General features: G+C 73.9%; 22 protein-coding genes. 18 read left to right on the top strand and 4 right to left on the bottom strand.

Features of this window, described 5'->3' with window-relative positions; all coding sequences use genetic code 11:
- Window positions 1–135 precede the first annotated feature (135 nt).
- The 4 genes from ACN28G_RS26335 to ACN28G_RS26320 all read left to right on the top strand — a co-directional run bounded on the left by ACN28G_RS26335 (window position 136) and on the right by ACN28G_RS26320 (window position 7,232).
- Window positions 136–756 carry a helix-turn-helix transcriptional regulator gene (locus ACN28G_RS26335; protein WP_091432588.1) on the top strand — a complete coding sequence of 207 codons (621 nt, stop codon included), beginning with the start codon at window positions 136–138 and terminating at the stop codon, window positions 754–756.
- A 224-nt stretch (window positions 757–980) separates the two neighbouring features.
- Window positions 981–4,088, top strand: coding sequence for a hypothetical protein (locus ACN28G_RS26330; protein ID WP_421480568.1), 3,108 nt, complete (start codon window positions 981–983; stop codon window positions 4,086–4,088).
- Between the two features lie 13 nt (window positions 4,089–4,101).
- Window positions 4,102–4,899, top strand: a complete 798-nt coding sequence (locus ACN28G_RS26325) for a DUF4255 domain-containing protein (protein ID WP_421480567.1) — start codon at window positions 4,102–4,104, stop codon at window positions 4,897–4,899.
- Window positions 4,896–7,232 carry an AAA family ATPase gene (locus ACN28G_RS26320; RefSeq protein WP_421480566.1) on the top strand — a complete coding sequence of 779 codons (2,337 nt, stop codon included), beginning with the start codon at window positions 4,896–4,898 and terminating at the stop codon, window positions 7,230–7,232. Before ACN28G_RS26325 ends, ACN28G_RS26320 begins: the two co-directional genes overlap by 4 nt.
- Before the next feature lie 123 nt (window positions 7,233–7,355).
- On the opposite strand, the gene ACN28G_RS26315 is transcribed toward ACN28G_RS26320, so the two are convergent.
- The 3 genes from ACN28G_RS26315 to ACN28G_RS26305 all read right to left on the bottom strand — a co-directional run bounded on the left by ACN28G_RS26315 (window position 7,356) and on the right by ACN28G_RS26305 (window position 9,661).
- A complete protein-coding gene (locus ACN28G_RS26315) occupies window positions 7,356–7,772 on the bottom strand; it encodes a hypothetical protein (protein ID WP_091432576.1) in 417 nt (138 codons plus the stop codon).
- Entirely contained in the window at window positions 7,765–8,058 is a 294-nt protein-coding gene (locus tag ACN28G_RS26310; protein WP_091432573.1) for a hypothetical protein, read from the bottom strand. Before ACN28G_RS26310 ends, ACN28G_RS26315 begins: the two co-directional genes overlap by 8 nt.
- Before the next feature lie 208 nt (window positions 8,059–8,266).
- Window positions 8,267–9,661, bottom strand: a complete 1,395-nt coding sequence (locus ACN28G_RS26305) for a DUF4157 domain-containing protein (protein ID WP_421480565.1) — start codon at window positions 9,659–9,661, stop codon at window positions 8,267–8,269.
- 197 nt (window positions 9,662–9,858) lie between these two features.
- Between ACN28G_RS26305 and ACN28G_RS26300 the strand changes: the two genes are divergently transcribed.
- From ACN28G_RS26300 to ACN28G_RS26240, 13 genes are read left to right on the top strand one after another with little or no spacing between them, the layout of a single operon-like run.
- A complete protein-coding gene (locus tag ACN28G_RS26300; protein ID WP_091432570.1) occupies window positions 9,859–11,409 on the top strand; it encodes a phage tail sheath family protein in 1,551 nt (516 codons plus the stop codon).
- A 30-nt stretch (window positions 11,410–11,439) separates the two neighbouring features.
- Window positions 11,440–11,880, top strand: coding sequence for a phage tail protein (locus ACN28G_RS26295; protein WP_091432567.1), 441 nt, complete (start codon window positions 11,440–11,442; stop codon window positions 11,878–11,880).
- On the top strand, window positions 11,877–12,353 hold the full coding sequence (locus ACN28G_RS26290) for a hypothetical protein (protein ID WP_421480564.1): 477 nt from the start codon (window positions 11,877–11,879) through the stop codon (window positions 12,351–12,353). The genes ACN28G_RS26295 and ACN28G_RS26290 overlap by 4 nt, the downstream gene beginning before the upstream one ends.
- Window positions 12,350–12,508 carry a DUF6760 family protein gene (locus ACN28G_RS26285; RefSeq protein ID WP_175440397.1) on the top strand — a complete coding sequence of 53 codons (159 nt, stop codon included), beginning with the start codon at window positions 12,350–12,352 and terminating at the stop codon, window positions 12,506–12,508. Before ACN28G_RS26290 ends, ACN28G_RS26285 begins: the two co-directional genes overlap by 4 nt.
- A 6-nt stretch (window positions 12,509–12,514) precedes the next feature.
- Window positions 12,515–15,772 (top strand): hypothetical protein, encoded by a 3,258-nt coding sequence (locus tag ACN28G_RS26280; RefSeq protein ID WP_421480563.1) that lies wholly within the window; start codon window positions 12,515–12,517, stop codon window positions 15,770–15,772.
- Between the two features lie 51 nt (window positions 15,773–15,823).
- Window positions 15,824–16,252, top strand: a complete 429-nt coding sequence (locus ACN28G_RS26275; RefSeq protein WP_091432558.1) for a phage tail protein — start codon at window positions 15,824–15,826, stop codon at window positions 16,250–16,252.
- Window positions 16,252–16,983, top strand: a complete 732-nt coding sequence (locus ACN28G_RS26270) for a peptidase M23 (RefSeq protein WP_091432555.1) — start codon at window positions 16,252–16,254, stop codon at window positions 16,981–16,983. Before ACN28G_RS26275 ends, ACN28G_RS26270 begins: the two co-directional genes overlap by 1 nt.
- Window positions 16,970–18,733 (top strand): VgrG-related protein, encoded by a 1,764-nt coding sequence (locus ACN28G_RS26265; RefSeq protein WP_421480562.1) that lies wholly within the window; start codon window positions 16,970–16,972, stop codon window positions 18,731–18,733. The genes ACN28G_RS26270 and ACN28G_RS26265 overlap by 14 nt, the downstream gene beginning before the upstream one ends.
- A 15-nt stretch (window positions 18,734–18,748) precedes the next feature.
- The gene (locus ACN28G_RS26260) at window positions 18,749–19,120 is read left to right on the top strand and encodes a PAAR domain-containing protein (protein WP_091432550.1); all 372 of its coding nucleotides are present in this window, start codon (window positions 18,749–18,751) and stop codon (window positions 19,118–19,120) included.
- 4 nt (window positions 19,121–19,124) lie between these two features.
- Window positions 19,125–19,535, top strand: coding sequence for a GPW/gp25 family protein (locus ACN28G_RS26255; protein WP_091432547.1), 411 nt, complete (start codon window positions 19,125–19,127; stop codon window positions 19,533–19,535).
- Window positions 19,535–21,496 carry a putative baseplate assembly protein gene (locus ACN28G_RS26250; RefSeq protein ID WP_091432544.1) on the top strand — a complete coding sequence of 654 codons (1,962 nt, stop codon included), beginning with the start codon at window positions 19,535–19,537 and terminating at the stop codon, window positions 21,494–21,496. The genes ACN28G_RS26255 and ACN28G_RS26250 overlap by 1 nt, the downstream gene beginning before the upstream one ends.
- A 17-nt stretch (window positions 21,497–21,513) precedes the next feature.
- Window positions 21,514–22,095: a phage tail protein gene (locus ACN28G_RS26245; RefSeq protein ID WP_091432541.1), complete on the top strand. Its 582-nt coding sequence runs from the start codon at window positions 21,514–21,516 to the stop codon at window positions 22,093–22,095.
- Window positions 22,092–23,144 (top strand): zinc ribbon domain-containing protein, encoded by a 1,053-nt coding sequence (locus tag ACN28G_RS26240; RefSeq protein ID WP_091432538.1) that lies wholly within the window; start codon window positions 22,092–22,094, stop codon window positions 23,142–23,144. Before ACN28G_RS26245 ends, ACN28G_RS26240 begins: the two co-directional genes overlap by 4 nt.
- Here ACN28G_RS26240 and ACN28G_RS26235 read toward each other — a convergent pair.
- The gene (locus ACN28G_RS26235) at window positions 23,131–23,877 is read right to left on the bottom strand and encodes an AfsR/SARP family transcriptional regulator (protein WP_421480561.1); all 747 of its coding nucleotides are present in this window, start codon (window positions 23,875–23,877) and stop codon (window positions 23,131–23,133) included. The genes ACN28G_RS26240 and ACN28G_RS26235 overlap by 14 nt on opposite strands.
- 283 nt (window positions 23,878–24,160) lie before the next feature.
- Here ACN28G_RS26235 and ACN28G_RS26230 point away from each other — a divergent pair, with 283 nt between their 5' ends.
- Window positions 24,161–24,661 (top strand): response regulator transcription factor, encoded by a 501-nt coding sequence (locus ACN28G_RS26230; RefSeq protein ID WP_421480560.1) that lies wholly within the window; start codon window positions 24,161–24,163, stop codon window positions 24,659–24,661.
- Window positions 24,662–24,671: the final 10 nt, after the last annotated feature.

Genomic DNA, 24,671 nt, shown 5'->3' with positions numbered 1-24,671 from the left:
ACCGGTCATCCGGGTACGGCGACGGGCAGATGCGGCTGCCCCTGTGGACGACGTTAAGTGAACGCAAAGACATCCCGCGCATACTCTCCGAGCCGCCGGCACGCCGGCCGGGGCACGGTGAGTGAGGAGACGAGGATGCAGCGGGTACCGGTCTACGTGCACGCGACGGATCCGATCTCGTGGGCGGGGGTGACCGGCCAGCTCGCGGGACACCCGGAGATCAGGGTGCTGAACGAGGCGGAAGCCGACCAGGCGGCGGTCACCCTGATCGTCGTGGACACCCTCACGGGCCCGGCGACGCAGGCCCTGCGGCGGCTGCGCCGGGAGCAGAACCGGCTGGTCCTGGTCCCCGCCGCCATCGACGACGCCCAGCTCGCCACCGCCGTCGAGTGCGGGGTGGTCGGGGTGGTGCGCCGGGGTGAGGCCTCCGGCAACCGCCTGGTCGAGGTGATCACCTCGGCGGCCCGGGGTGAGGGAAGTGTCCCGGCCGATCTGCTCGGCCGCCTGCTGAACCAGATGCGCCGGCTGCAACGGGAGGTGCTGGACCCCCGGGGACTGACCCTGGGCGGGCTGAGCACCCGCGAGGTCGACGTGCTGCGGCTGGTCGCCGACGGGTTCGAGACCCGGGAGATCGCCGCCAAGCTGTCCTACTCGGAACGGACGGTGAAGAACGTGGTGCACGGCATGACCACCCGGCTGCACCTGCGCAACCGGGCCCACGCCGTGGCCTACGCCCTCCGCCACGACCTCATCTGAAAGGAAGGGCCCCCTGTTAACGCCTTCGGTCGAGAAGGGAACCCCTCTCACGCGTGCCGTCCCGGCAGCGGGCCGCGGCGTGCCGTCCCGGCAGCGGGGCGCGGTGCCCGTACCGCCGGTGGATCGTGCCCGTGTCCCTGTCCGGCGGGCCCTGTGCCATCGCGGGCCGCAGGCAGATGATGGCGACCTGACCCACCCGAGGCCCACGCCCGCCGAGGTGTCTGTTGCGTCTCCACCGAAGATCCCCGCTGCTCGCCACCGTGGTCGCCGTGACCACCCTGCTCGGCGGGTGGGTGCTGGTCGCCCCGCCGGGCGGCGCGGCACCCGTCGAGGCGGCGGCCGACCTGCCACCCGTCACCGACCTGCGGATCGCCTACCTGGCCACCGGGCACCGCAGCATCGGCCTGATCGAGGGCACCGGGGCGGAGGCGGTCTCCGTGCCCTTCCTCGGTGCCGGGCCGACGCACTTCGACGACGAGGCAGCCGCCCACCGGGACGTGGTCACCTGGGTCAGCCGGCGCGAGTCGGAGCTGGCCCAGCTCTGGGTCCGTCGGAGCTCGGGGGAGATCGCCCGGCTGACCGACGATCCGGTGCAGGTGGCCGGGGCACCGTCGGTGTCGCCGGACGGCACCCGGATCGCCTTCGAGCAGACCCGGGAGGGGGTCAACAGCTGGCACGACCTCTTCGTGATCGGCGTCGACGGCAGTGGGTTACGCCAGGTCACCGACGGTATCGGTGACAACCGGCGGCCCACCTGGTCACCCGACGGCACCGCCCTGGCCTTCGAACGCCGTGACGGCGGCGTACCGCAGATCCACCGGGTGCCGGTCGACGGTGGCCCGTCGACCCCGTTGACCGTCCGGCCGGACGGTGCCGGTGAGCCGGCCTGGGACCCGGACCCGGCCAACGACCGGATCGCGTACACGGCCGCACCGGACATCCCGGACGACCGGCAGATCCACCTGATGAACAGCGCCGGGGGCGACGACCGGCTGCTGCTCAGCGACGTGTGGGAGAGCCATCGGCCGAGTTGGTCCCCGGACGGTACGACGGTGGCGTTCCTCAGCCGGACCACCGACACCGAGGGCACCCGGGGCGAGATCGACCTGGTCTACACCGGGGTCCCGCGCGACGACTGGTGCCCCTGCGAGGCCGTCCTGCGCCTCGCCGAGGACCGCTCGGTCGACCGACCCACCTGGTACGCCCCGACCGGCGGCGAACCGGAGCTGCTGGTCACCCGGACCACCGCCGAGGACCGGTACACGGTGACCCTGCAGGACATCCGGCCGGACGCCACCGACCCGCGTGACCTGGGGTTGACCGTGCTGCGCGAGGATCCCGGTGCGGCGGACGACCCGGATCTGCTCTGGCAGCCCGTCAACGGGGATCCGTGGACCGCCCGCCCCGACTACTCGCCGGACGGCCGGCGGATCGTGGTCAACCGGTTCGAGACCGTCGACGGCAGCCGGGTCTCCCGGCTCTGGACGGTCGACGCCGACGGCGGCAACGCGGCGCTGCTGCCGCTGACCGACCGGGCCGCCGGTGAACGGGAGACCGACCCGGCCTGGTCACCGGACGGCACCCGGGTGGCGTACGCGCTGGCCGCGCCGGGTCTGCCGACCCGGATCGTGGTGGCCGACCTGGAGACCGGCCAACGGCTGCTCACCGTGGCACCGGCGGCCGGTGGGGAGCTGGCCGACAGCCAGCCCGCCTGGTCACCGGACAGCTCCACGCTGGCCTTCGTCCGGGGCCAACCGGAGGGTGCCGGCGCGGACAGTCACATCTGGACCGTCGACGCCCGTGACGGCACCGGCCAGCAGGACCTGACCGCCGACGGTTGTCCGGAGTGCACCGGCGCGGACTACGGCCCCACCTTCTCCCCGGACGGCACCCGGATCGCCTTCGGTCGGGGCGTGGACGGGCTGGTGACGACCGACCTCGCCGGTGGTGACTGCGAGGTGCTCGCGCCGCAGACCCCGACCGCCGACTGTGCCGGCCCGCTGACCGCCCCGGAGGACGGCCCGCACCGGCCCCGCGACGTGGCCTGGTCACCCGACGGCAGCCAGCTCGCCTACAACGCCCGCCGCTACGACGCCTCGACCAGCCCGGAGTACGTCAAGACGTACGACTTCGGTACCGCGTACCACGACGGGTTGACCTGGGAGTTGCCCGCCGGCCGGCAGCGGAAGCCGACCTGGCAGCAGTCGGTCGACGTGGCCACGGCGGTGCTGGAGCCGCCGGCCCCGGTGCCGGTCGGTCAGCGGACCGCGCTGACCCTGACCGTCACCGACCGGGGGCCGAGCCCGGCCATCGACGTCCAGTTGACGCTGGACGTGCCGGCCGGCCTCCAGGTCGCCGCGTTGGAGCCGGAGCAGGGCTCCTGTCAGCTCGACCCACCCGGCTGCGACCTGGGCGCGATCGGCCTGGGCAACACCGTCCGGGTACGCGTCGAGCTGCTCGGGGTCACCGCCGGGACGTACCAGGTGCAGTGGACGGCCGGCTGCTCGACTGTCGTCGACGCGCGCCCCTCGGACAACACGGCGTCCGTACCGGTGGTCGTCACCCCGGTCGTCGAACCGACGACCCCGCCACCACCCACCACGCCGCCACCGCCGACCACGCCACCGCCGACCACGCCGCCACCCACCACCGCACCGCCGACCAGCCCGCCGGTCGTGCCGTCGCCCGCCCCACCGGTGACCGGCGTGCGGATCACCGTGCGGGTCAACCCCACCCCCGGGTACGTGGGCGGCCGGATCACCGTGACCTACACCGTGCGCAACATCGGTGAGCTGCCCGTCACCGGCATCCGGATCACGCCACGGCTGCCCTCGGGAGTGCCGGTGCGGACCCGACCGGCCGGCTGCACCGCGACCTCCTGCCCGGTGCCCGACCTGGCCCCGGCGGCCAGCCGGAGCCTCACCTTCGTGCTGGTGCCGAGGGCGGCGACCACGACGACGGTGCGCGGCACCGTGGCCGCCGACGACGGTCTCGACGACACCGCCCAGGCCCCGTTCCGGGTGCTCCAGCCCCGGATCGTGACCGTTCCGGAGATCGGGCCGCCCGGCTTCGTCACCTCGGTCCGGGGGGTCGACTTCCCGCCCGGCGTACCGGTCCGGCTGGCCTGGGACGTCGGGCTGACCGCCGCGGCGAACCCGGCCGTGCCGGCGGCCAACGGCACCTTCGCCGCGCAGCTGCTGGTGGTGCCCCGCGACCAGCTCGGCCCCCGGGAGGTGCTGGCCACCGGCCCCGGGTTCGGCACGCTGCGCGCCGACTTCCGGGTGGTACTGCCCGCCCAGCAACCCCCCGGCCTGGTCCAGCGCGGCTGGTGAGAAGAGGAAATCCGTGATCCACGAGGTGGACGAGGTGCTGCACGCGCTGCTCACCGAGGAGGTGCTCGCCGGCACCGACGTACAGGTGGCCTTCGACGCGCCGACGAAGGACTGGGAGGCGCGACGCAACGCCCCGACGGTCAACCTCTTCCTCTACGACATCCGGGAGGACATGGCCCACCGCCGGGAGGGCCGGATCGAGGAGTACGACAGCGCCGGGGTGGTCGTCGCCGAACACCAGCCACCCCGGTACTTCACCCTGTCGTACCTGGTGACCGCCTGGACCGCCCGGCCGCAGGACGAGCACCGGCTGCTCTCGGTGCTGCTGACCGGCCTGGTCACCCACGACGTGCTGCCCCCACGACGCCTGGTCGGCGGCCTGGCCGAGTTGGGCCTGACCGTGCCGGTGACCGTCGCGGTGCCCCCGAAACGGGACCGGGGGCTCGCCGACATCTGGTCCGCCCTCGGCGGCTCGTTGAAGCCCTCCCTCGACCTGGTGGTGACCACGCCGATCGCCGCCTCCACCGGCTTCACCGTCCAGCCGGTCACCGACGGCCTGCGGCTGCGTACCGGTGCCCGGACCGGCCCCACCGAGGAGCGCGCCGGCGCCCCGGGTCGGGACGGGGCAGCCGCCCGGAACCGGGCGGCGGGACGGGAGATCGTCGGCGCGGAGACCCGACGGCTGCGGTACCCGGACCCGGCGGAGCCGGAACCCGCCACCCCGGTCGGCGTCCGACGGGCCCGGGGCACCGCCGCCGACCGCCAGCGCCGCCAGGGCACCGGCGGTCCGATCCGGGACGGCCAGCGGTGACCGCTGCCCCGTCGCACATCGACCAGCCAACGGCCGGAGCGGAGTCGACCGAGGCGGAGTCGGCCGGAGCGGAGTCGGCCGGAGCGGAGTCGGCCGGGACGACGTACCTGCGGGCTCGGCTCTTCCTGGTCGAGCAGCGGGTCCGGCGGGCGGTCGTCACCGCGCGGCAGTCCGACCCGGCCCCGGACGACCCGCTGCGCGGCCTGCACGTCTCCGACTCCGACGCCTGGCGGCTGCTGGACGACCCGGCCCCACCGGTGCCGGACGAGATCGCGGCCGACGCGGTCGAGACCGCCGACCGCTGGGCCGACCAGTCGCGGGCCGCCGGTGCAAGGGTGCCGCTACGCGACCTGGCCGAGGACTTCGCGCTCACCGCGCTCGACGTGGAGCTGCTGCTGATCGCGATGCTGCCCGACCTCGACCCACGGTACGAGCGGCTGTACGGCTACCTCAACGACGACGTGACCCGGCGGCGGGCGAGCATCGGGCTGGCGTTGCGGCTCTGCGGCGCGGCCCCGTTCGCCGGCAGCGCCCGCGCCCGGATCGCCCACACCGGTCCCCTGGTCACCGGCGGCCTGCTCCAGGTCGAGGAGGACGACCGCCCCTTCCTGACCCGGTCACTGCGGGTGCCGGACCGGGTGACCGGGCACCTGCTCGGCGAGCGGCACACCGTGGGCCGGCTCGCCGGCCTGCTCCGGCCGGTACCGGGCCAACCGACCTTCCCGGCGACCGGGCCACCGGACCGCACTCGCCCGACCACGCCACCGGACCGCACTCGCCCCACCACGCCACCGGAGCACACTCGCCCCACCACGCCAGCGGACCGCACTCGCCCGACCGGGCCACCAGGCCACGCTTCCCCGACCGCGCCACCACCGACCGACGACGGGCCGACCGACGACGGGCCGACGGCCGGGCTGGCGGCGGCGATCAAGGCCGGTGACCAGCTCGTCTACCTGCGGGAAGAGCCCGGCGGGGCGGCCGACGAACTGGCCCGTGCCGCACTGGTCGGGGCCGGGCGGGCGGTGCTCGCCCTGGACCTGGACGCGCTGCACGCCGACCCGGCACCCGAGGAGGCGCTGGCGGTCGCGGTCCGGGAGGCCCGGCTACGCCGCGCGGGACTCGTCGTCGGACCGGTCGACGTGCTGGATCCGACGGCCGGTCCGGCCAACGCCCGGCTGCTGCGCCGACTCACCGCGCTGCCGGTACCGGTGCTGCTGACCGGCCGGCTGCGCTGGGATCCGTACTGGGCGGACCGGTCGCCGCTGCTGGTGACCGCCACCCCGATCGACGCCGCCGAGCGGGCCCGGCTGTGGCGGGACACCCTCGCCGGGCGGCCGGTGGAGCTGGCCGCCGACGTCGACCCGGAGCGGGAACTGGCCGCCTACGTCCTCGGGCCCGACCAGGTACGCCGGGCCGCGGTGGCCGCCACCCAGCAGGCGGTGCTGGCCGGGTCCGGTCCGCTCACCGTGCACCACGTCCGGGCCGGGGTGCGCTCGCAGAACGCGGCGGCGCTGGAGAAGCTGGCCCGCCGGGTCGAGCCCGGGGTCGGTTGGGACGACCTGGTCCTGCCCGCTGCCGCCCGGGAACAGCTGGCCGAGCTGGCCCGGCGGGTACGCCACCGGGAGCAGGTGCTCGGCCGGTGGCGGTTGCGTCCCGGCGGTGGGCGCGGTCACGGGGTGACCGCCCTGTTCGCCGGGGACTCCGGCACCGGCAAGACCATGTCCGCCGAGGTGGTCGCCGCAGATCTGGGCCTCGACCTGTACGTGGTGGACCTCTCCACGGTGGTCGACAAGTACGTAGGCCAGACCGAGAAGAACCTGGAACGGATCTTCACCGAGGCGGCCGGGGTGAACGGGGTGCTGCTCTTCGACGAGGCGGATGCGATCTTCGGTAAGCGTTCCGAGGTCAGCGACGCCCACGACCGGTACGCCAACCTGGAGAGCGCGTACCTGCTGCAGCGGATGGAGTCGTTCGACGGGGTCGCGGTGCTCACCACGAACCTGCGGGCCAACCTGGACGAGGCGTTCCTGCGTCGGCTCGACGTCATCGTGGACTTCCCGGTCCCCGACACCGCCCAGCGGCGGGCCCTCTGGGACCGGTGTCTCGGCACCGAGCTGCCCCGCGCCGACGACGTCGACCTGGATCACTGCGCCCGGTCGTTCGAGCTGAGCGGGGGCGGCATCCGGGCCTGCGCGGTGAGCGCCGGCTACCTGGCCGCCGAGTCCGGTGGCCCGGTCACCATGGCGATGGTGGTCGCCGCAGCCCAGGCGGAGTACCGCAAACTCGGCCGGCTGGTCCTGCCGGGCCCCACCCCGCCCCGCCGCCCCTGACGTCCCGGTTGATCGACTCGGTTGGGTAGATATGGCGGGGTCCGAGGCAGGTTGACACAGCCATATCGGCCCAACCGAGTCGATCAACGCCGCCTCGGAAGCTCCCGGGCGGGCAGCGTCCCGTCAGACGTCGTCGACCGGAATGTGGTGCACCAACTCCGGGGCGATCACGTCGGGAACCAGGTGCGGCTCGCTGGTGAGGTAGTACGCGTCGTGGTCGAGTGCGGTCCAGACGGCGTGCGCCCGCGCCAGGTCGCCCTTGACCAGACGTACCGTGTTGGCCACCTCCACCGCGTCCGCAGCACCTAGGGACAGCACCGCGACGCCGGGCAGCGTGGCCAGCACCTTGAGTCGCGCTTTGGTCAGTCGGTCGGCGCCGGTCTGCGCGTACGCGTCCAGCAACGCCACCGTGGGTAGCCCCACGTAGGCGCCTTCCTCGGAGATGTCGAGCAGCAACTCCCCGACGTGCACGTGCCCCCGGGAGTAGGAGAGCATCGCTGACGCGTCCAGCACGGCCCGGATCACGACCTCGTCAGGCATCTGCCGGTCTCCCGGAACCTTCCGGCCAGTTGCCGGCCCGGAGCAGGTCACGCCGTCGCGCGTTCTCGGCCCGCTGCTCGGCCGTCGGAGGCGGCAGGGTGCCCCGGACCCGGGCGATGCCCTCCTCCGTCACGTCCACCCCGACCGCTCGCAGCATCGCCGCGGTGGCGGCGGCCCGGTCCATGCGGGCCCGCAGGGCGTCGGCGACCGCCGCTGAGGCGTTTTCCTCGCCGGCCAGGTAGGCCGCCACGTCATCCGGCAGACTCACCGTCACCCGCTTGGTCATACTCGAATCATATCGGCCCTGTCGGGCATCCTGCCTGGTCGGCAGCAAAGGAGGTCGGCTCACGTCTGCCCCAACGAGAAAACCTCGCGTTGGCCACGGCTGATCGCCCGCAAAGCGCCGAAGCGACCCGGACTGACGACACGCCAGTGGCGTCCGTGGGGGTCAGCCCTGCGGAAAGGACCCCGGCCGAGCCCGGTCGGCACGGCCGCTAGGGCAGGGTCACGTCCCAGTCGCGGCTGCCCACCGGAGCGGCCTGCAACGGCCCGGACTCCGCCGGGTTCCGCCGGTCGAACGGGGAGGTGAAGGTGTGGCTGACCACGTCACTCACCCAGGGCTCGTCCGTGGAACCGGCGAGCTTGATCTCCCACCGGAAACGGACCGTGTACGAGGCGAGCCAGGAGCCCGGGGTCATCGCCACGTTACGGGACCACCCCGGGGCGTCGCGAAACGTGATGGTGGTCGGCGTCTTGTCGATCTCACTGTCGTCGTACGGCGGATGGTAGGGCCCGTCCAGCCGCCAGGCGGTCGAGGTCCGCTGACCCTTCTTGTACGTCTCGTCGTCCTGCCGCTCCCAGTAGACGTACTGGTCCGCGGCGAACTGCCGGAAGTCGTAGGTGAACTCCGCGTTGCGGGGCAGGTTGGCCGGGGCGATCAGGGTGGCGGTCTGGGTGAAGCCGATGTCCTGCTTGGTGTCCAACTCCTGCTCGTCCGGGCCGTCGTAGGCGGACCTGAACCGCAGCCGGAGTTGCTTGGGGTCGACCGGTGGCAGCTTGGCCCGCTCCTCCTCCCTGACCTTGCCCCGGGTCCGGCGACCCTCGGGAGGGTACGGCTGCTGGCGGCTGCTGGTCGGCTCGGTGTCCGCCTTCGGCACCCGCTGCACGGCGGTCTGCACCGGCGACTCCGCGGCCGTCGGGCCGTCGGTGTGCTGCTGCTCGGTGGCCGCTGGTGGAGCACCGGCGAGGACCCGGCGGGCGGTCGCCTCGGCTTCCCGCTCGAAGCGGTCACCCGGGTCGCTGATGCGCAGGCCGGAGCCGTTGTCGGTGCCGGCGACCGGCCCCAGCCGTTGCTGGATGACGTGGGTCAGCTCGTGGGCCAGGGTGTGCCGGTCGGCGCCGCCCTCGCCGAGGACCACGTGGTTGCCGGAGGTGTACGCCCGCGCCCCGATCCCGGCCGCCGACGACCGGGCCGCCGAGTCGTCGTGGATTCGTACGTCGGAGAAGTCCGAGCCGAGGCGGGACTCCATGTCGGCCCGGGTCGTATCGTCCAGTGGCCGCCCGCTGGAGCCCAGCACCGAGGCGACCGACCGCTGGACCTGCTCGGCGGGCGGGTGGGCGCAGCCGGCGGCGTGCTCGTGCCGGTCCTCCTCGATCGCCCGCGCCACCGCACGATTGCCGATCGTCCGTTGCAGACCGATGATCTCCTGCGGGCTGCGCCCGACACCGGGACGTCCGGACCGGGCGACCTCGCCCCGCCGGACGGTGTGCCCCTCGGCCCGTCGACCGGCGGGCCCGGCGTGGGTCGACGCGGGACCGGCGGGCCCGGTGTGGGTCGACGTGGGACGGTCCGGAGTGCTCGACGCCTGCTCGGAGCGGTGCTGGCGCATGCCCGGCCACCTCCTCGGGTCGACCTCCAGCGTAGGTCCGCCCGTCCGGCGCGGGGCAGGACCATCCGGACAGGATCACGGACGGCCTGCCCCTGTGGTACGCGACTCTGCCCCGGCGCAGGTCCCTACGGACCTTCCCGACGGCGGTACGGCGCGCAAGGCTGGCCAACGTCCGCCGACCTGGCAGAGGAGCTTGCATGCCGACGTACCTGTCCCCAGGTGTGTACGTGGAGGAGGTCCAGAGCGGTTCGCGTCCCATCGAGGGCGTCGGCACCGCCGTGACCGCCTTCGTGGGGTTCGCCGAGAAGGGGCCCTTCCACACTCCGACCCTGGTCACCAACTGGAGCCAGTTCGTCCAGCTCTTCGGCGGGATGGTCGAGGGCAGCTACCTGGCCCACTCGGTGTACGGGTACTTCGCCAACGGCGGTGGCATCTGCTACATCGTCCGCATCGGTGACTCGTCGGCGGCCCGCAAGAGCAGCGGTCGGGGCGCGCCGAAGGAGCTGCCCGCCGGGGAGCCGTCGGCGCTGGGCACCTTCCGGGTGGCGGCGCTGCCGGCCGCCGGTGGTGAGGTCACCGTGGAGGTGGCCGACGTCGAGGGCGAGGGGGTCGGCGAGGACCGCTTCCGGCTGGTGGTGCGCGCCGAGGGCCGGCCGGCGGAGGAGTACGACGCCTCGTTCCGCAAGAGCAACAAGAGCTACGTGGTCAACCAGGTCCGGGAACGGTCCAAGTTGATCACCATGGAGGAGGCCACCGCCGCCAACGCGCTGGCCCGCCCGGCCAAGCAGACGGTCACCCTGGCCCCGCCCAGCGCTCCCGGTGAGGCCGTACCGACCAGCCTCTCCGCCGACGAGTTCACCGGGGACGTCGACAGCCGTACCGGGTTGGCCGGGTTGGAGGCGATCGACGAGATCACCATGGTCGCCGCGCCGGACCTGATGGGGGCGTACCAGGCCGGGGTCATCGATCTTGAGGCGGTGAAGGCCGCGCAGCTCGCGCTGATCTCGCACTGCGAGCAGATGGGCGACCGGATGGCGCTGCTCGACCCGCCGCCGGAGCTGACCGCGCAGCAGGTCCGCACCTGGCGGCAGGACGAGGCCGGCTACGACTCCCGCTACGCGGCGCTCTACTACCCCTGGGTGAAGGTCTTCGACCCGAGCACCGGCCGGGGCGTGTTCCTGCCGCCCAGCGGCCACCTGGCCGGCCTCTGGTCCCGCAACGACGCCGAGCGGGGCGTGCACAAGGCCCCCGCCAACGAGGTGCTCCGAGGCGTGGTCGACCTGCAGAACAACGTCACCAAGGGCGAACAGGACCTGCTCAACCCGATCGGGGTGAACTGCATCCGGGCCTTCCCCGGCCGGGGGGTACGGGTCTGGGGCGCGCGCACCCTCTCCTCCGATCCGGCCTGGCGCTACATCAACGTGCGCCGGCTGTTCAACTACGTCGAGGAGTCGATCCTGCTCGGCACCCAGTGGGTGGTCTTCGAGCCGAACGACCAGCGACTGTGGGGCACCATCCGCCGCAACATCACCGCCTTCCTCACCGAGGAGTGGCGGCGGGGCGCGCTGTTCGGGGCGACCGCGGCAGACGCCTTCTACGTCAAGTGCGACCGCGAGACCAACCCACCGGAGGTGATCGACCGGGGCCAAGTGGTGTGCGAGATCGGCATCTGCCCGGTCAAGCCCGCCGAGTTCGTCGTCTTCCGCCTGTCGCAGTTCTCCGACAGCACCAGCCTGATCAGCGACTGACGCAGATCCCGATGACGAAAGGCGGCCACGATGGCCTCTGGTGACAGCTTTGTCGTACACACCTTCCAGGTGGAGATGGGCGGCATCCAGGTGGAGCTGGTGGAGGAGGTCAGCGGGTTGACCGTCGAGCTGGACTCGATCGAGGTCAAGCACGTCACCCCCACCGGCGAGCTGATCATCCGCAAGATCCCCGGTGCCCGGAAGGCCGGCGAGGTGACGGTCACCCGGGGGCTGGACCAGAGCAGCTCCTTCACCGAGTGGATCAAGGAGACGTTCCTGAAGGGCTCGATCGACGCGGCCCGGCAGAACATCAGCATCATCATCACCAACGCCGACAAGTCCCAGACCCGCCGGTTCGACCTGACCAACGCCTGGGTGAGCAGGTGGGAGGGCCCGTCACTGAAGGCCGGTGACGCGACCCCGGCGAGCGAGAAGGTCACCATCGTCTACGAAGAGATCAGCACCCAGTGAGACGCCGTGGTGTCTCCGCCGGCAGCCTCGACACCCTGGTCGACCCGGCCGACCTGCCGGCGGAGCCGAGCCAGCCGGTGGTCGCGCCGCCCCCGCCGGTCCGGCTCCAGACGGAGTTCACCTTCCACCTACCCCGGGGGTACGTCGACGAGGACGGCACCGTGCACCGGGAGGGCAGCATGCGGCTGGCCACCGCCCGGGACGAGTTGGCGCCCCTGGTCGACCTGCGGGTCAAGCAGAACCCGGCGTACCTGTCGATCGTCCTGCTCAGCCTGGTGGTCACCCGGCTGGGCACGATCACCCAGGTACGCGCCGAGGTCATCGAGCGGCTCTTCGCCTCCGACCTGGCGTTCCTGCAGGACCTGTACCGCCGGATCAACGCCGAGGGGCACACCCTCGCCGAGGTGACCTGCCCGGACTGCGAGTCGGTGTTCGAGGTGGACCTGGCCGGTGGTCGCCCGGGGGAATCGTGACGTACGGGGCCGACCGGCTCCACGAGGAGGTCTCGTACGTCGCCTACCACTTCCACTGGCCACACGCCGAGATCCTCGGTCTCACCCACGCCGAGCGGGCCCGGTACGTGGCGGAGATCGCCCGCATCAACACCAGGATGAACCAAGGTCAGTGAGGTGCCATGGGGCTACGCGACAGGATGCGGCGACTGGTGGCCGGCACCCGGTCCCGGGTCGCCGACCCGTCCGGTGCCGCCGCCGACCCCTCCGGTGAGCGGGCCCGGTCCGCCACCGAGCCGACCCTGTCCGGAGCAGCGCCGACCGGGACCGTGGAGCGGGTACCCGTCGATCCGGCCTGGCGGGCCCTGCCGCCGATGCAACGGGCGATGGCCGACGCGCCGATGCTGGTCAGCGACCTGCCCCGGTTCACCACCCGGTTGAGCACCCAGCAGGACCCGAGCCTGCGCACCCCGCTCGACCATCTGGTCAGCGAGCAGGCCCCCCTCGGGGTGGTACGCGACCTGGCCCGCTCCCGGCCCGGTCCGAAGCCCACCGAGAAGCCCACCGACCGGGGCCCGGCCCCGCAGCTGCCGGCGGTCCAGCGCAGCCCCGCCGACCACCTGGTGGATCACTCCGGCACCGGCCTGACGGGTACGCCCACCACGCCCGACGCCCGCCCTGCTTCCCCGCCACCGGTGATCGGGCCGGCGGACCACCACCGGGTGTCCCGGCCGGCCGTCCAGCGTCCCGCCTCGGCCGGCCCGCTGGTCACCGCCCGGCCGGCCGGCCCGGCCCGACGGTTGACCGGCTCGCCCCGCAGCGGTTCCGGTTCCGGCCCGCCGACCGTGCAGCGGGCCACCACCCCGGCCAGCCCGACCGCCGCCAGCGCCGCGACCGCCAGCCCGACCACTGCCCGTCCGGGCGCTGCCAGCCCGACCACGGCCCGTCCCGCCGCCGGCCCAGCCGCTGCCGCCAGCTCGACCCCTCGTCCCGGCACCGCAGCTCCCGGTGCGGCCGGCGCGGCCGGCCCCGGCCCGGCCTCCGGGTGGCCGGGAGTCCCCTCCGGGGCTGCGGGATCCACCCACCACACCGGCCCTGCCGCAGCCCCCGCCGGTACCGGATCGCACCGGTCCGGACAGCCACCGGTACGCCGACCCGCCCGGTTGGGGCTGGGTGATCCCCTGCCGGCCCTGCCCGAGACGGCCCGGCCACGTTCCACCGGCCGTCCAACCGGCGGGAGCACCACGGGCCGGAGCACCACGGACCGGAGCACCACGGACCGGAGCACCACGGACCGGAGCACCACGGATCGGAGCACGACGGGAGGTGGTGCGGGTCGCTCGACGACCTCACCGCCAACCGTCCAACGGGCACCCGCCCGCGCAGGTCGACCCGATCCCGCCTCGTCCCCGGCCAGCGCGCCGGCTCCCACCAACAACCCGCTTGGCCCACCGACGTCACGGGGCCCGACCTCCGGCTCACCCACGGACCGGGGCCCAACCCCGACCGGGACGACTGACCGGGGCACGACCCCGACCGGGACGACGGACCGGGGCACGACCCCGACCGGGACGACGGACCGGGGCACGACCCCGGCCGGGACGGCCCGACCGGCCGTCGGCGGTCCGGCACCGGCCGGCAACCGCTCCGCCGTCCCGCCGCACCCCGCACCGGATCCGACCGCCCACCGGGACACCGCAGCCGTGCCCTCCCGGCCGGACCCCGCGACGTCCGGCCCGCCGGTGGTCCAGACCGCCCGGGTGCGACCCGAACCCCCCGCAGCACTCACGCCATCCCGCAGCACCCCCGGCCCGGCCCGGCTCGGGCTCGGCCACCCCCTGCCCGCCGACGCGCCCCCACCGGTGGTCCGCCCCACTCCACCAGCGGCGCCCGCCGGCACCCCGAACCCCGGTGGCACGAGCGGGACCGCCAGCACCACCCGCAGCACCGGCGGCGGTGGCGGTGGCAGAACCGTCGACGGCAACGGTGTCGGCCCGGCCGGATCGACACCGTTGCAACGGTCGGCGGCCCCCGGGCACACCGGTCGGGTCGTCCCACTGCGTCGCCGGCCGGTGGTCCGCGCCGATGACGCCGCCTCCACGGCGGCCACACCGTCGACCACGTTGCGGAACCCCGCCGGGGCTCCGTCCACCGCCACCGGCGCCTCCCGGGGCACGGCCCCGACGAGCACCCCGAGCGCCGCCCACCGCCCGCCGACCACCCCGGCACCTGGCCGGTCGATCCCGGTCCAGCCCGCACCGGCCCGGCCGAACCCGGACCGGGTCACGGCAGCCCAGGTGAGCCCGTCGGTGCCAGCCCGGGTCGCAACCGACCGGTCGGCTGTCGGCCGGTCGGCTGTCGGCCGGTCGACTCCGCTCGGCCCCGGCACGCCGGCCAGCCGACCCGAACCCGTGCCGGGACAGCCAGCCACCAACCGGTCCACGCCCGGTGGCCCCGCGGCGACGGCGCCCCCGGCCGGACCGGTGGTTCAGCGGCTGCGTCGGACCGACGGCCGGGGCGAGGTAGGGGTGTCGTCACCGGCCCCACAGCGGGTGCCACTGCTCGCCGAGCGCCAACTGCCCCGACTGAGCGGAGGCCTGAGTGGGACGCTGACGACGCCCGGCACTCCGACCAGCTCCCGGGCCACCGTGCCGGTGCGCTGGCGTACCCGGGGTGCCGTCGTGGCGTCGGCGGCCGGCCCGGACCAGAGTGCGTCGGCCGCCGCCCAGCGGACCACCGCACCCACCGGGAACCCGGCCGGTCCGCGCCCCGGCCCATCCGCCGCGCCGGCACCGGCCCGCTCCGTTCAGCGGCAGGTCCGTTCCGGTCCGTCCCCGGTCGGGCCGGGGCAGGGCGACCCCGGGGCCGGCGCTGCCCGTACCGTCTCGCCCGGCGACGGCCACCGGACCAGGGTGACCGGCACCTCGGCGTCGGCCGAGCACCGGCCGCTGAGGTCGGCATCCGACAGCGGAGCACGCCCGGAGCCCGATCCGGCCGGCTCGGCCCGACCCGCCACCGGCGGTCCACCCCGGCAGCGGGCGAGCGCCCAGCGGGCCACCGGACCCACGACGGTCCAACGGACCACCGGTCTCACGACCGCCCAGCGGGCCACCGGACCCACGATGGTCCAACGGACCGCCGGATCCACGACGGTCCAGCGTTCCGCCGGATCCGCCGGTGGGTCCCGGGCGGCTTCCCCCGGCAGGCCGCAGGTCGGCGGGGTGGCACAGCGGTCGCTCGGGCCGGTCCAGCGGGAGGAGACCGGCGCACCGGCCGAGCCGGCGGCGCAGCCGGACATCGAGGCGATGCTGCGCGGCTTCGACCGACGGGAGCTCGACGCCCTGGCACACCGGCTGGTCGGACCGATCAGCCGGCTGGTCCGCGCCGATCTGCGGGCCAGCCGGGAACGCTCCGGCCGGTGGCGGGACGGCCACCGGTGAGACCACCACCGGGGCGACGGACAGACCGGCACCACGAGAGGGGGTACCCCGATGGCCAGCGGTGACCCGGGGACGAGCGTCCACTTCCGGCTCCAGATCGACGGCATCGACCTGGGCGAGTGGAACAGTTGCGACGGCCTCGGCTGCGAGGTCGAGCTGGAGCAGTACCAGGAGGGCGGCAACAACGACTTCGTCTGGCAGCTGCCGTCCCGGTTGAGATACTCCAACGTCACGCTGACCCGACCGCTGACCCGGGACACCGCGAAGGTCTCCAGTTACCTGGCCCAGTTGCCCAGCGGGGTGCGCCGGGGCACCGCCCAGATCGCCGCGCTCCGGCCCGACCTGGCGCTGCTGGTCCAGTGGGGACTCGCCGACGTGGTGCTGGTGCGCTGGTCCGGGCCGAGTTTCGACCCGGAACGCTCCGAGGTGGCCAGCGAGAGCATCGAGTTGGCGTACCACGGCTTTCTGGAAGTGGGCTGATGCGGTCGCGGGCCGGCAAGGTCGCCGCGCAGCTGCAGCGGTACCAGCCGCCGACCTCGGGTGGGAGCCAACCCGGTGGCACCCTCGGCGGGCCGATCACGTTCATGTTCAACCCGCAGCAGTTGGCGTTGACCAAGTCGGCGAACTGGATCCCGCACGTGGTCCGGGGCGCGCAGGACGTCGGCGTCGCCGAGTTCAGCGGCTCCGGCCCCCGGACGTTGAGTCTGGAGATCTTCCTCGACGCCACCGACACCCACTCCCGCACCGTTCAGCAACGGGTCGACTCCCTGCTCACCTGCTGTGTGCCGACGAAGGCGAGCATCGCCGCGAAGGCACCCTCACCACCCTGGGTGAAGTTCGCCTGGGGGCAGTTCCAGACCGTGTCGTTCTACTCGTACGTCAGCCAGATCAACGCGACCTACAGCCTCTTCGACCCGGACGGCACCCCGCTGCGGGCCACCTGCTCGCTGACCCTGCACGAGATCAGCGGGGCCACGCCGGGGCAGAACCCGACCTCGGGCAGTCGGAGCGCCCGGCGGGTGCACACCCTGGTGGCCGGGGACTCCCTGGAGCTGCTGGCCCACCGCGAGTACGGGGACCCGACCGTCTGGCGGGTGATCGCCGAGGCCAACGACATCGACGACCCGCTCCGGTTGACGGCGGGACGACAACTGCTCCTGCCCGCACCGGAGGAGTTGCCCACCGGGGAGGACCGTCATGTCCGGCGGTGAACACACCAACAACCTGGTCATCGGGGTACCCGGCGAGCTGCCCAAGGAGTGGGCCGACCTGCTGGTCTCGGCGGAGATCCAGGACAGCACCAACCTCGCCGCCGCCGCCACCCTGAGCTTCCGCGACCCGGAGAGCAAGTTCCTGGAGAAGAACAGCATCACCATCGGCAAGGACGTCACCGTCCGGGTCCGTACCGGCCGGGACCCCGCCACGGTGCCGCTGTTCACCGGCGAGGTGGTCGCCCTGGAGTGCGAGTACGACGGGGTCGGCACCTTCACCACCCTGCGGGCGCTGGACCTCTCCCACCGGCTGATGCGCGGCCAGCGGGTCCGCAGCTTCGTCAACCGCAAGGCCTCCGACATCGCCCGGGAGGTCGCCGCCGCCGCCGGGATCCCGATCGGCCAGGTCGAGGCCACCTCCACCGTGTACGAGACGGTCACCCAGCCGAACGTCAACGACTGGGAGTTCCTCAAGATGCTCGCGGTCGACAACGACGCCGAGGTGGTCGTCGTCGACGGGAGGTTCGAGTTCCGCCGCTCGGTGCGGGCCGCCGGTGCGCCCGGTGCCGGGGTGACCGCCGAGCAGAGCCGGTTCGTGGTCCAGATGGACGACAACCTCTTCTCGGTCCGCTCCACCGTCACCTCCGTCGGGCAGGTGGCCGGGGTGACGGTGCGCGGCTGGGACGTCCGCCGCAAGCAGCCGCTCAAGACCGAGGTCACCGCCGAGGCCAGCGACGAGGTACAGATCGGCACCACCCCGGACAAGGTCACCAGCCCGTTCGGTACGGCCCGACTCTGCGTGGCCGACGTGCCGTACCGGACCACCGCGGAGACCCGGGCGGTGGCCGGCGCGGTGGCCGCCGACGTGACGGGGGCCTTCGCGGAGCTGGAGGTCGGCCTCCGGGGCAATCCCCTGCTGCGGGCCGGTGTGCCGATCTCCCTGCAACAGGTGGGCGCCCCCTTCGAGGGCAAGTACACGATCACCGCCAGCCGGCACGTGCTCGGCCCCGGCCTGGTCTACGAGACCTGGTTGACGGTGAGTGGCCGTCAGGACCGGTCGACCTGGGGGCTGGCCACCGCCGCCGCCGCGCCGGCCCGGGCGAGCCGGGTGCCGGGGCTGGCCACCGGGATCGTCACCAACGTCAAGGCCGACGTGGACCGTCGGCACCCCGAACGGGTCGGCCAGGGCTGGGTGAAGCTGCGTTTCCCGTGGCTGACCGACGTCGGCGAGTACGAGACCGACTGGGTCCGTACGGTGCAGCTCGGTGGGGGTGGCGGCGGCGGGGTGTTCTGCCCGGAGGTCAACGACGAGGTGCTGGTCGGCTTCGAGCAGGGCCTGCTGGACCGCCCGTACGTGATCGGGGGTCTCTACAACGGCACGGACCGACCGTCACCGCACGACGGCGCGCTGGTGGACTCCTCCTCCGGGCGGGTCAACCGGCGCTCGTTCGCCTCCCGCAGCGGCGACCGGATCGAGTTCCTGGAGTCCCAGCTCGCCGCCGGCCCCCGGGGGATCCGGTTGGTCACCTCCCAGGACCGGCTGACCGTGCACCTGGACGAGCGGAAGACCTCGGTGGTGATCCGCAGTGACGGCACCGTCGAGATCGAGGCGCAGAAGCAGGTCACCGTCAAGGGCCGGGGCATCACCCTGGACGCCGGCACCGGCGAGCTGGTCATGCGGGGACGCAAGGTCACCGTCGACGGCGGCACCCAGGTCGACATCCAGGCACCACTCGTGAAGCTCAACTGACCGGAGGGATGCCCCATGCCGCCCGCCGCCCGTATCGGTGACAAGCTCAGCCACCTGGCCACCGCGCTCACCCCCGGCCCACCCACCGGGACCATCGGCCCGCCCGGTGGGCAGGCGCTGCCACCCGGTACGCCCGGTGCCCCGATGCTCGGGGTCTCCAGCGTGCTCATCGCGGGCCGACCCGCCGCCGTGGTCGGCACCGTCTGCGTGTGCGAGAAGCCACCCCAGCATTTGGTGCTCCTGCTGACCAACCGGATCGTGCCGGCCATGCCGCCGCCGCTGCGGCGGGTGCTGATCGGCGGGCACCAGGCTGCCCGACGCGGTGACCAGACCACCTGCAAGTCCGTGGTCAGCACCGGCGCGCCTACCGTGTTGATCGGGGGTTGAGCCGGTGGCCGAGCAGTTCATCGGTGCGGGCTGGGCGTTCCCGCTGCGTACCGACGCGACCGGCGGGATCGCCCTGGTCGACCGGGAGCGGGAGATCGTCGAGGCGATCCAGCTGATCCTCGGCACCGCCCCCGGTGAGCGGCCGATGCGACCGGAGTTCGGTTGCGGGGTGCACGACTACGTATTCGCCCCGGCCGACGAGAACACCGCCGGGCGGATCGCCTTCGAGGTGCGCCGGGCGCTGGACCGCTGGGAGCCGCGCATCGACGTGACCGACGTGGTGGTCAGCTTCGACGCCGAGGAGGTCGGGGTGCTCTACATCGACGTCCGGTACACCGTCCGGGGCACCAACGACCCCCGGAACCTGGTCTTCCCGTTCTACGTCATCCCGTCCCACGAGGAAAGCACCGCCTGATGCCGCTGCCCGCGCCCAACCTGGACGACCGTCGCTTCCAGCAGCTCGTCGACGAGGCGAAACGGTTCATCCAGCAGCGTTGCCCCGAGTGGAGCGACCACAACGTCTCCGACCCGGGGGTCACCCTGGTGGAGACGTTCGCGCACATGGTCGACCAGCTCCTCTACCGGCTCAACCGGGTGCCGGAGAAGAACTACCTGGCCTTCCTCGACCTGATCGGGGTACGCCCGTTCCCGCCGACGGCCGCCCGGGGCGAGGTCACCTTCTGGCTCTCCGGCCCGCAGACCCAGCCGGTGGTGCTGCGCGCCGGCACCGAGGTGGGCACCGAACGTACCCAGACCGACGAGGCGATCGTCTTCACCACCGCGACGGACCTGGCCGTGGTGCCCTGCGAGCTGAGCCGGTTGCGCAGCCACCCGGCCCAGGGCCCACCGGCGGACCGGACCGAGGAGCTGCTCGACGGCCGGGACGTGGCCTGCTTCCCGGCCAGCCCGTCGGTGGGTGACGCCATGCTGCTCGGGCTCTCCGCCGCCGTGCCGTCCTGCGCGGTGCTGCTGCGGATGGACAGCCGGGTCGAGGGGGTCGGGGTCGACCCGCGGCAACCGCCGCTGGTCTGGGAGGCGTGGACCGGTGCGGACTGGTCGCCCTGCGAGGTCGACCACGACGACACCGGCGGGTTGAACCGGCCGGGCGAGGTGGTGCTGCACGTGCCGGCCACCCACATCAGCAGCGTGGTCGCCGGGCAGCGGGCCGGCTGGTTGCGCTGCCGGCTGGTCGAGGCCCGGCCGGGTCAGCCGTTCTACGCCGCCTCGCCGACGGTCCGCTCGGTCGAGGCGGCCACCATCGGCGGCACGGTCACCGCGGTGCACGCCGAGACGATCCTCGGCGAGCAGGTGGGTGAGGCCGAGGGGGTGCCCGGGCAGCGGTTCACGGTGGCCCGGCCGCCGATCGTCGGCGACGAGCAGCCCCTGGTGGTGGAGACCGCCGACGGTGCCGGGTGGCTGGAGTGGGCCGAGGTGGACTCGTTCAGCGGTTCCGGGCCCCAGGACCGGCACGTGGTGCTCGACCGGACCGCCGGGGAGATCTTCTTCGGGCCGGCCGTCCGGCAGCCCGACGGGACGTTACGCCGCTACGGTGCCGTACCGGCCGCCGGCTCCCGGGTCCGGGTCCGGCGCTACCGCACCGGGGGCGGGCGCAGCGGCAACGTCGCCCGGGGCGCGCTGGCCGTGCTGCGCAGCTCGATGCCGTACGTCTCCGGGGTGGAGAACCGGGCGCCCGCCACCGGCGGGGTGGACGGGGAGACCGTGGCGGAGGCCCGGTTGCGCGGTCCGGTCCAGCTGCGGGCCCAGGACCGGGCGGTGACCGCCCGCGACTACGAGTTGCTCGCCCGGCAGGCCTGCCCGGCCGCCGCCCGGGTGCGCTGCCTGTCCGCCGGTGACGGCAGCGACGCCGGCGGGGTCCGGCTGCTGGTGGTGCCGGAGGCGGTCGCCGACGCGGAGGGCCGGCTGCACTTCGAGGACCTGGTCCCCCCGGACGGGATGCTCGCCACCATCGCCGAGCATCTGGACACCCGCCGCCCGGTCGGCACCCGGCTGGTCGTGGAGCCGCCGTTCTACCAGGGGGTCACCGTGGTCGTCCGGCTGGTCCCCCGGCCCGACGTCGCCGCCGCCCAGTTGCGCGGCGAGGCCACCGCCACCCTGTACCGCTACCTCGACCCGGTGCACGGTGGGCCGGAGGGCACGGGTTGGCCGTTCGGGCGGCAGGTGCACTCCGGGGAGATCTTCGGGGTCCTGCAACGGCTGCCGGGGGTGGAGGTGGTCGAGGAGGTCCGCATGTTCCCCGCCGATCCGTTGACCGGCCGGCGGGGTGAGCAGGTCACCCGGATCGACCTGGATCGGCACGCCCTCGTCTTCTCCCACCAGCACCAGGTCCGGGTCGACGAACGCCCGTCGGGCGCCTGAGCGAGGAGGAACCACCCATGCGCGCCGCAGTCGCTGGACTGGCCACCCCCGACCCGCTGGGCCGGCGGCTGCCCGCCGTCTACGCCGCCGACGACCTGGCCCAGCGCCTCACCGGCGGCTTCGACCAGGTGCTCGCGCCGGTGCACGCCACCCTGGACAGCCTGTGGGCGTACTTCGACCCGGCGTTGGCCCCGCCGGACTTCGTGGACTGGCTGGGCTCCTGGGTGGCCGCCGGTGGTGGGCGGGACCGGCCGGCCGCCGAACGCCGCCGGGTGGTCGCCGGGGCCGTCGCCCGACACCGGGTCCGCGGCACCGCCGCCGGACTGGCCGAGGAGGTACGCCTCGCCACCGGGCTCGTCCCGGAGATCGTCGAGAGCGGCGGCACCACCTGGTCGGTCACGCCCGGCACCGCCCTGCCCGGGTCCGCCGTGCCCGCCCTTACCGTGCGGGTGTACGCGCCGGAGCCCAGCGACGCCCTGGTCGCCCGGCTGCGGGCGGTGGTCGAGGCGAACCGGCCGGCGCACGTGCCGTACACGGTGGAGGTGCTGCCACTGGTGGGCGAGGACCCGGCCGGGACGGACCGGACGGTGGCCCGGTGAGGCGCTGCGACAACTGCGGGTCCGAGGTCGTTCCGGGCGACGGCTTCTGCGGCACCTGCGGGGCGTTCCTGTCCTGGGACGACGACGCCACCCCGACGCCGGAGGTCGAGGTCGCGGAGCCGGCTCCGCCCACCGCCGAGCGCGACCTGCGGCGGGCCGCCGCGTTGGTGGTGCCGGTACGGCCGGCCGACGAGACCGCACCGGCCCGGGAGGGCACCCCGACCGAGCCGGCCCCGCTCGATCCCACCGACCGAGTCGACCAGCCGACGGCGGTGCAACCGGGTCGGCCGGTCGCGCCGCCACCGGTGGTCCGGGACTTCACCGGTGATCCGGCGGGCGGCCCGCACGACGTGACCTGTCCGGTCTGCGGCACCGGCAACCCGCGGGACCGGTCGTTCTGCCGGCGGTGCGGCAACCCGTTGACCGCGACCACCGGCCCGCCCCGGGCCCTACCGTGGTGGCGTCGACTGCGCTGGCCACGCCGCCGGTCCCGCGGGGGTTGGCTGCGCCGGCTGCTGGCGGTCCTGCTCGTGCTGGCCCTGCTCGGCGCGGTGGCGCTGGCGGTGGCCCGGTTCGCCGGGCCGGTCGTGGACGCCGTCCGGGACCGGACCGCGACGCCCGAGGCGGTGCTGCCCAGCGAGGTGACGGCCTCCAGTGCGGCGCGCGGTCATCCGGCCCGGTCCACCGTCGACGGGCTGAACAACCGGTACTGGGCGCCGGCCACCGACCGACCCGCCACCGGCGAGTACGTCGAGTTCACCTTCGATCCGCCGATCCGTCTGCTGGATCTCATCGTGCACACCGGTGCCTCGCCCCAGCAGGACGCCTTCGTCGAGCAGGCCCGCCCGGCCGAGCTGACCATGACCCTGTCGACAGGCGACGGCGAGCGCGCCAGCCAGTTGCGGCTGACCGACCGGCCGGGCCCGCAGAGCTTCCATCACGTGGCGGGCGGGGTGTCGCGGCTGCGGTTGACCATCCAGGCGAGCTACGGCGAGCAGCGCGGGCGGCGGGTGGCCCTGGCCGAGGTGGAGGTGTTCAGGCGGCCGTGACGTGCACCGGGCGGGACCCGACGCCGAGTGACCGCAGCACCCGCTCGTACGTCTGCTGGCTGTGCCGGGCCGCTGCCACGTCACCGGCCCGCCGTTGTGCGCTGATCAGCAGCCGCCAGCCGTCGTCGTGGTAGCCGTCCAGCTCCAGGGCCCGACGGGCCGCCGCCACGGCGGCCCGGGCCCGCCCCCGGGTCAACTCCAGGCCGGCCAGGAGCACCGCGGCCTCCGCCGCCCGGGACCGGTGCCGGTCCCGGGCGGCGAGCACCCACTCCGCGGTGCCGTCCTCCGGCAGCAGGTCACCGGCGTAGTGGTCGAGGGCGGTGCGCAGCGCCCGGACGGCCGCCGCGTCCTCGCCCCGCGACCGGGCCCGCCGGGACTCGGCCAGCGCCGCCCCGAACGCCGACACGTCGCAACCTCCGTCGTCCACCTCCAGCCGGTACGTCCAGCCGTCGCGCACGACGAACCGGGACGCGCCCCGGGCCACTCCCGGCTCCAGGAAGGTACGCAGCGTCGAGACGCCGACGTGCAGGTTGTTGAGGGCCGCCCGCTCCGGCAGCTCCGGCCAGAGCGCCGCCATGATCCGCTCCCGGTGCACCGGCTGCCCGGCCTCGGCGGCGAGATACCGCAGCAGGGTGCGCACCCGGGGGCGGATGCCGGACAGGTCGACCGGCAGTCCGTCCCGCTCCAGCCGGAAGCCACCGAAACACCACAGTCGTAACTGAGTCGAAATCATGTGATCTGTCTCCCTTGTCGCCAGGACCTCGCGAATCTGGTCCGGCCCACGACCGGACGGTCCCCGCTGGATGGACCGGCCGGGTGACGTCGACGGCACCCGACACGGTCGGGACGGCCTGTGCTGCTGGGAGAGGTGGGCGACAACGAGGTCGCGCCGAGGATTCTTCTCGATGTCCGGGGGGACACCGACAGCCGTCAGTTCGGGGACGCGTCGAGGGGCTTTAATTGTCGGTGCCGGTGCACGCGCACCGGTACGGCCCCGTCCACTCAGGAGCAACCGGATGTCGACGGCTGATCTGCCCGAAGCCGGCGCGCCGGAGCCGGTGGTCCTGCGGTGGGACCACCTGACCGGTGACCGCTGGCCGCAGCTGACCGCACTCACCGCTGACCGGATGGTGCTGCTGGTCCTGCCCCGACAGTCGAGCGTCGACCCGTTGGCGCTGCTGGTGACCGGGGTGCGGGCGGTGCTGCGCGAGGGTGACGGCGCCCAGGAGTTCACCCTGGCCAGGGCGGCGGTGCTCAGCGGCGGTAGCTACCTGTCGCCCGGGGTGACGACGCTGGCCGGTGGGGCAGCGCAGGCGTCGGCCGCGCTGGGTCCCCGCGAGGTGGAGACGTTGCGCTGCATCGCCCAGGGGCTCACCCACCGGCAGGCCGCCCACCGGTTGGGGGTGACCGAGCAGACCGTCAACACGTACGCGAAGCGGCTGCGGCGCAAGCTCGGGGCCGCCAACAAGGCCGAGTTGACCCGACGCGCCGTGGAGCTCGGTTACCTGTCCGTTTGACGCCCGTTTC

This window comes from Micromonospora sp. WMMA1923, from assembly GCF_049179195.1.
In the GTDB taxonomy this organism is placed as follows: Bacteria; Actinomycetota; Actinomycetes; order Mycobacteriales; family Micromonosporaceae; genus Micromonospora; species Micromonospora yangpuensis.
Note: the sequence above shows the minus strand (reverse complement) of the source record. Positions and strands in the feature narration are given on the sequence as shown.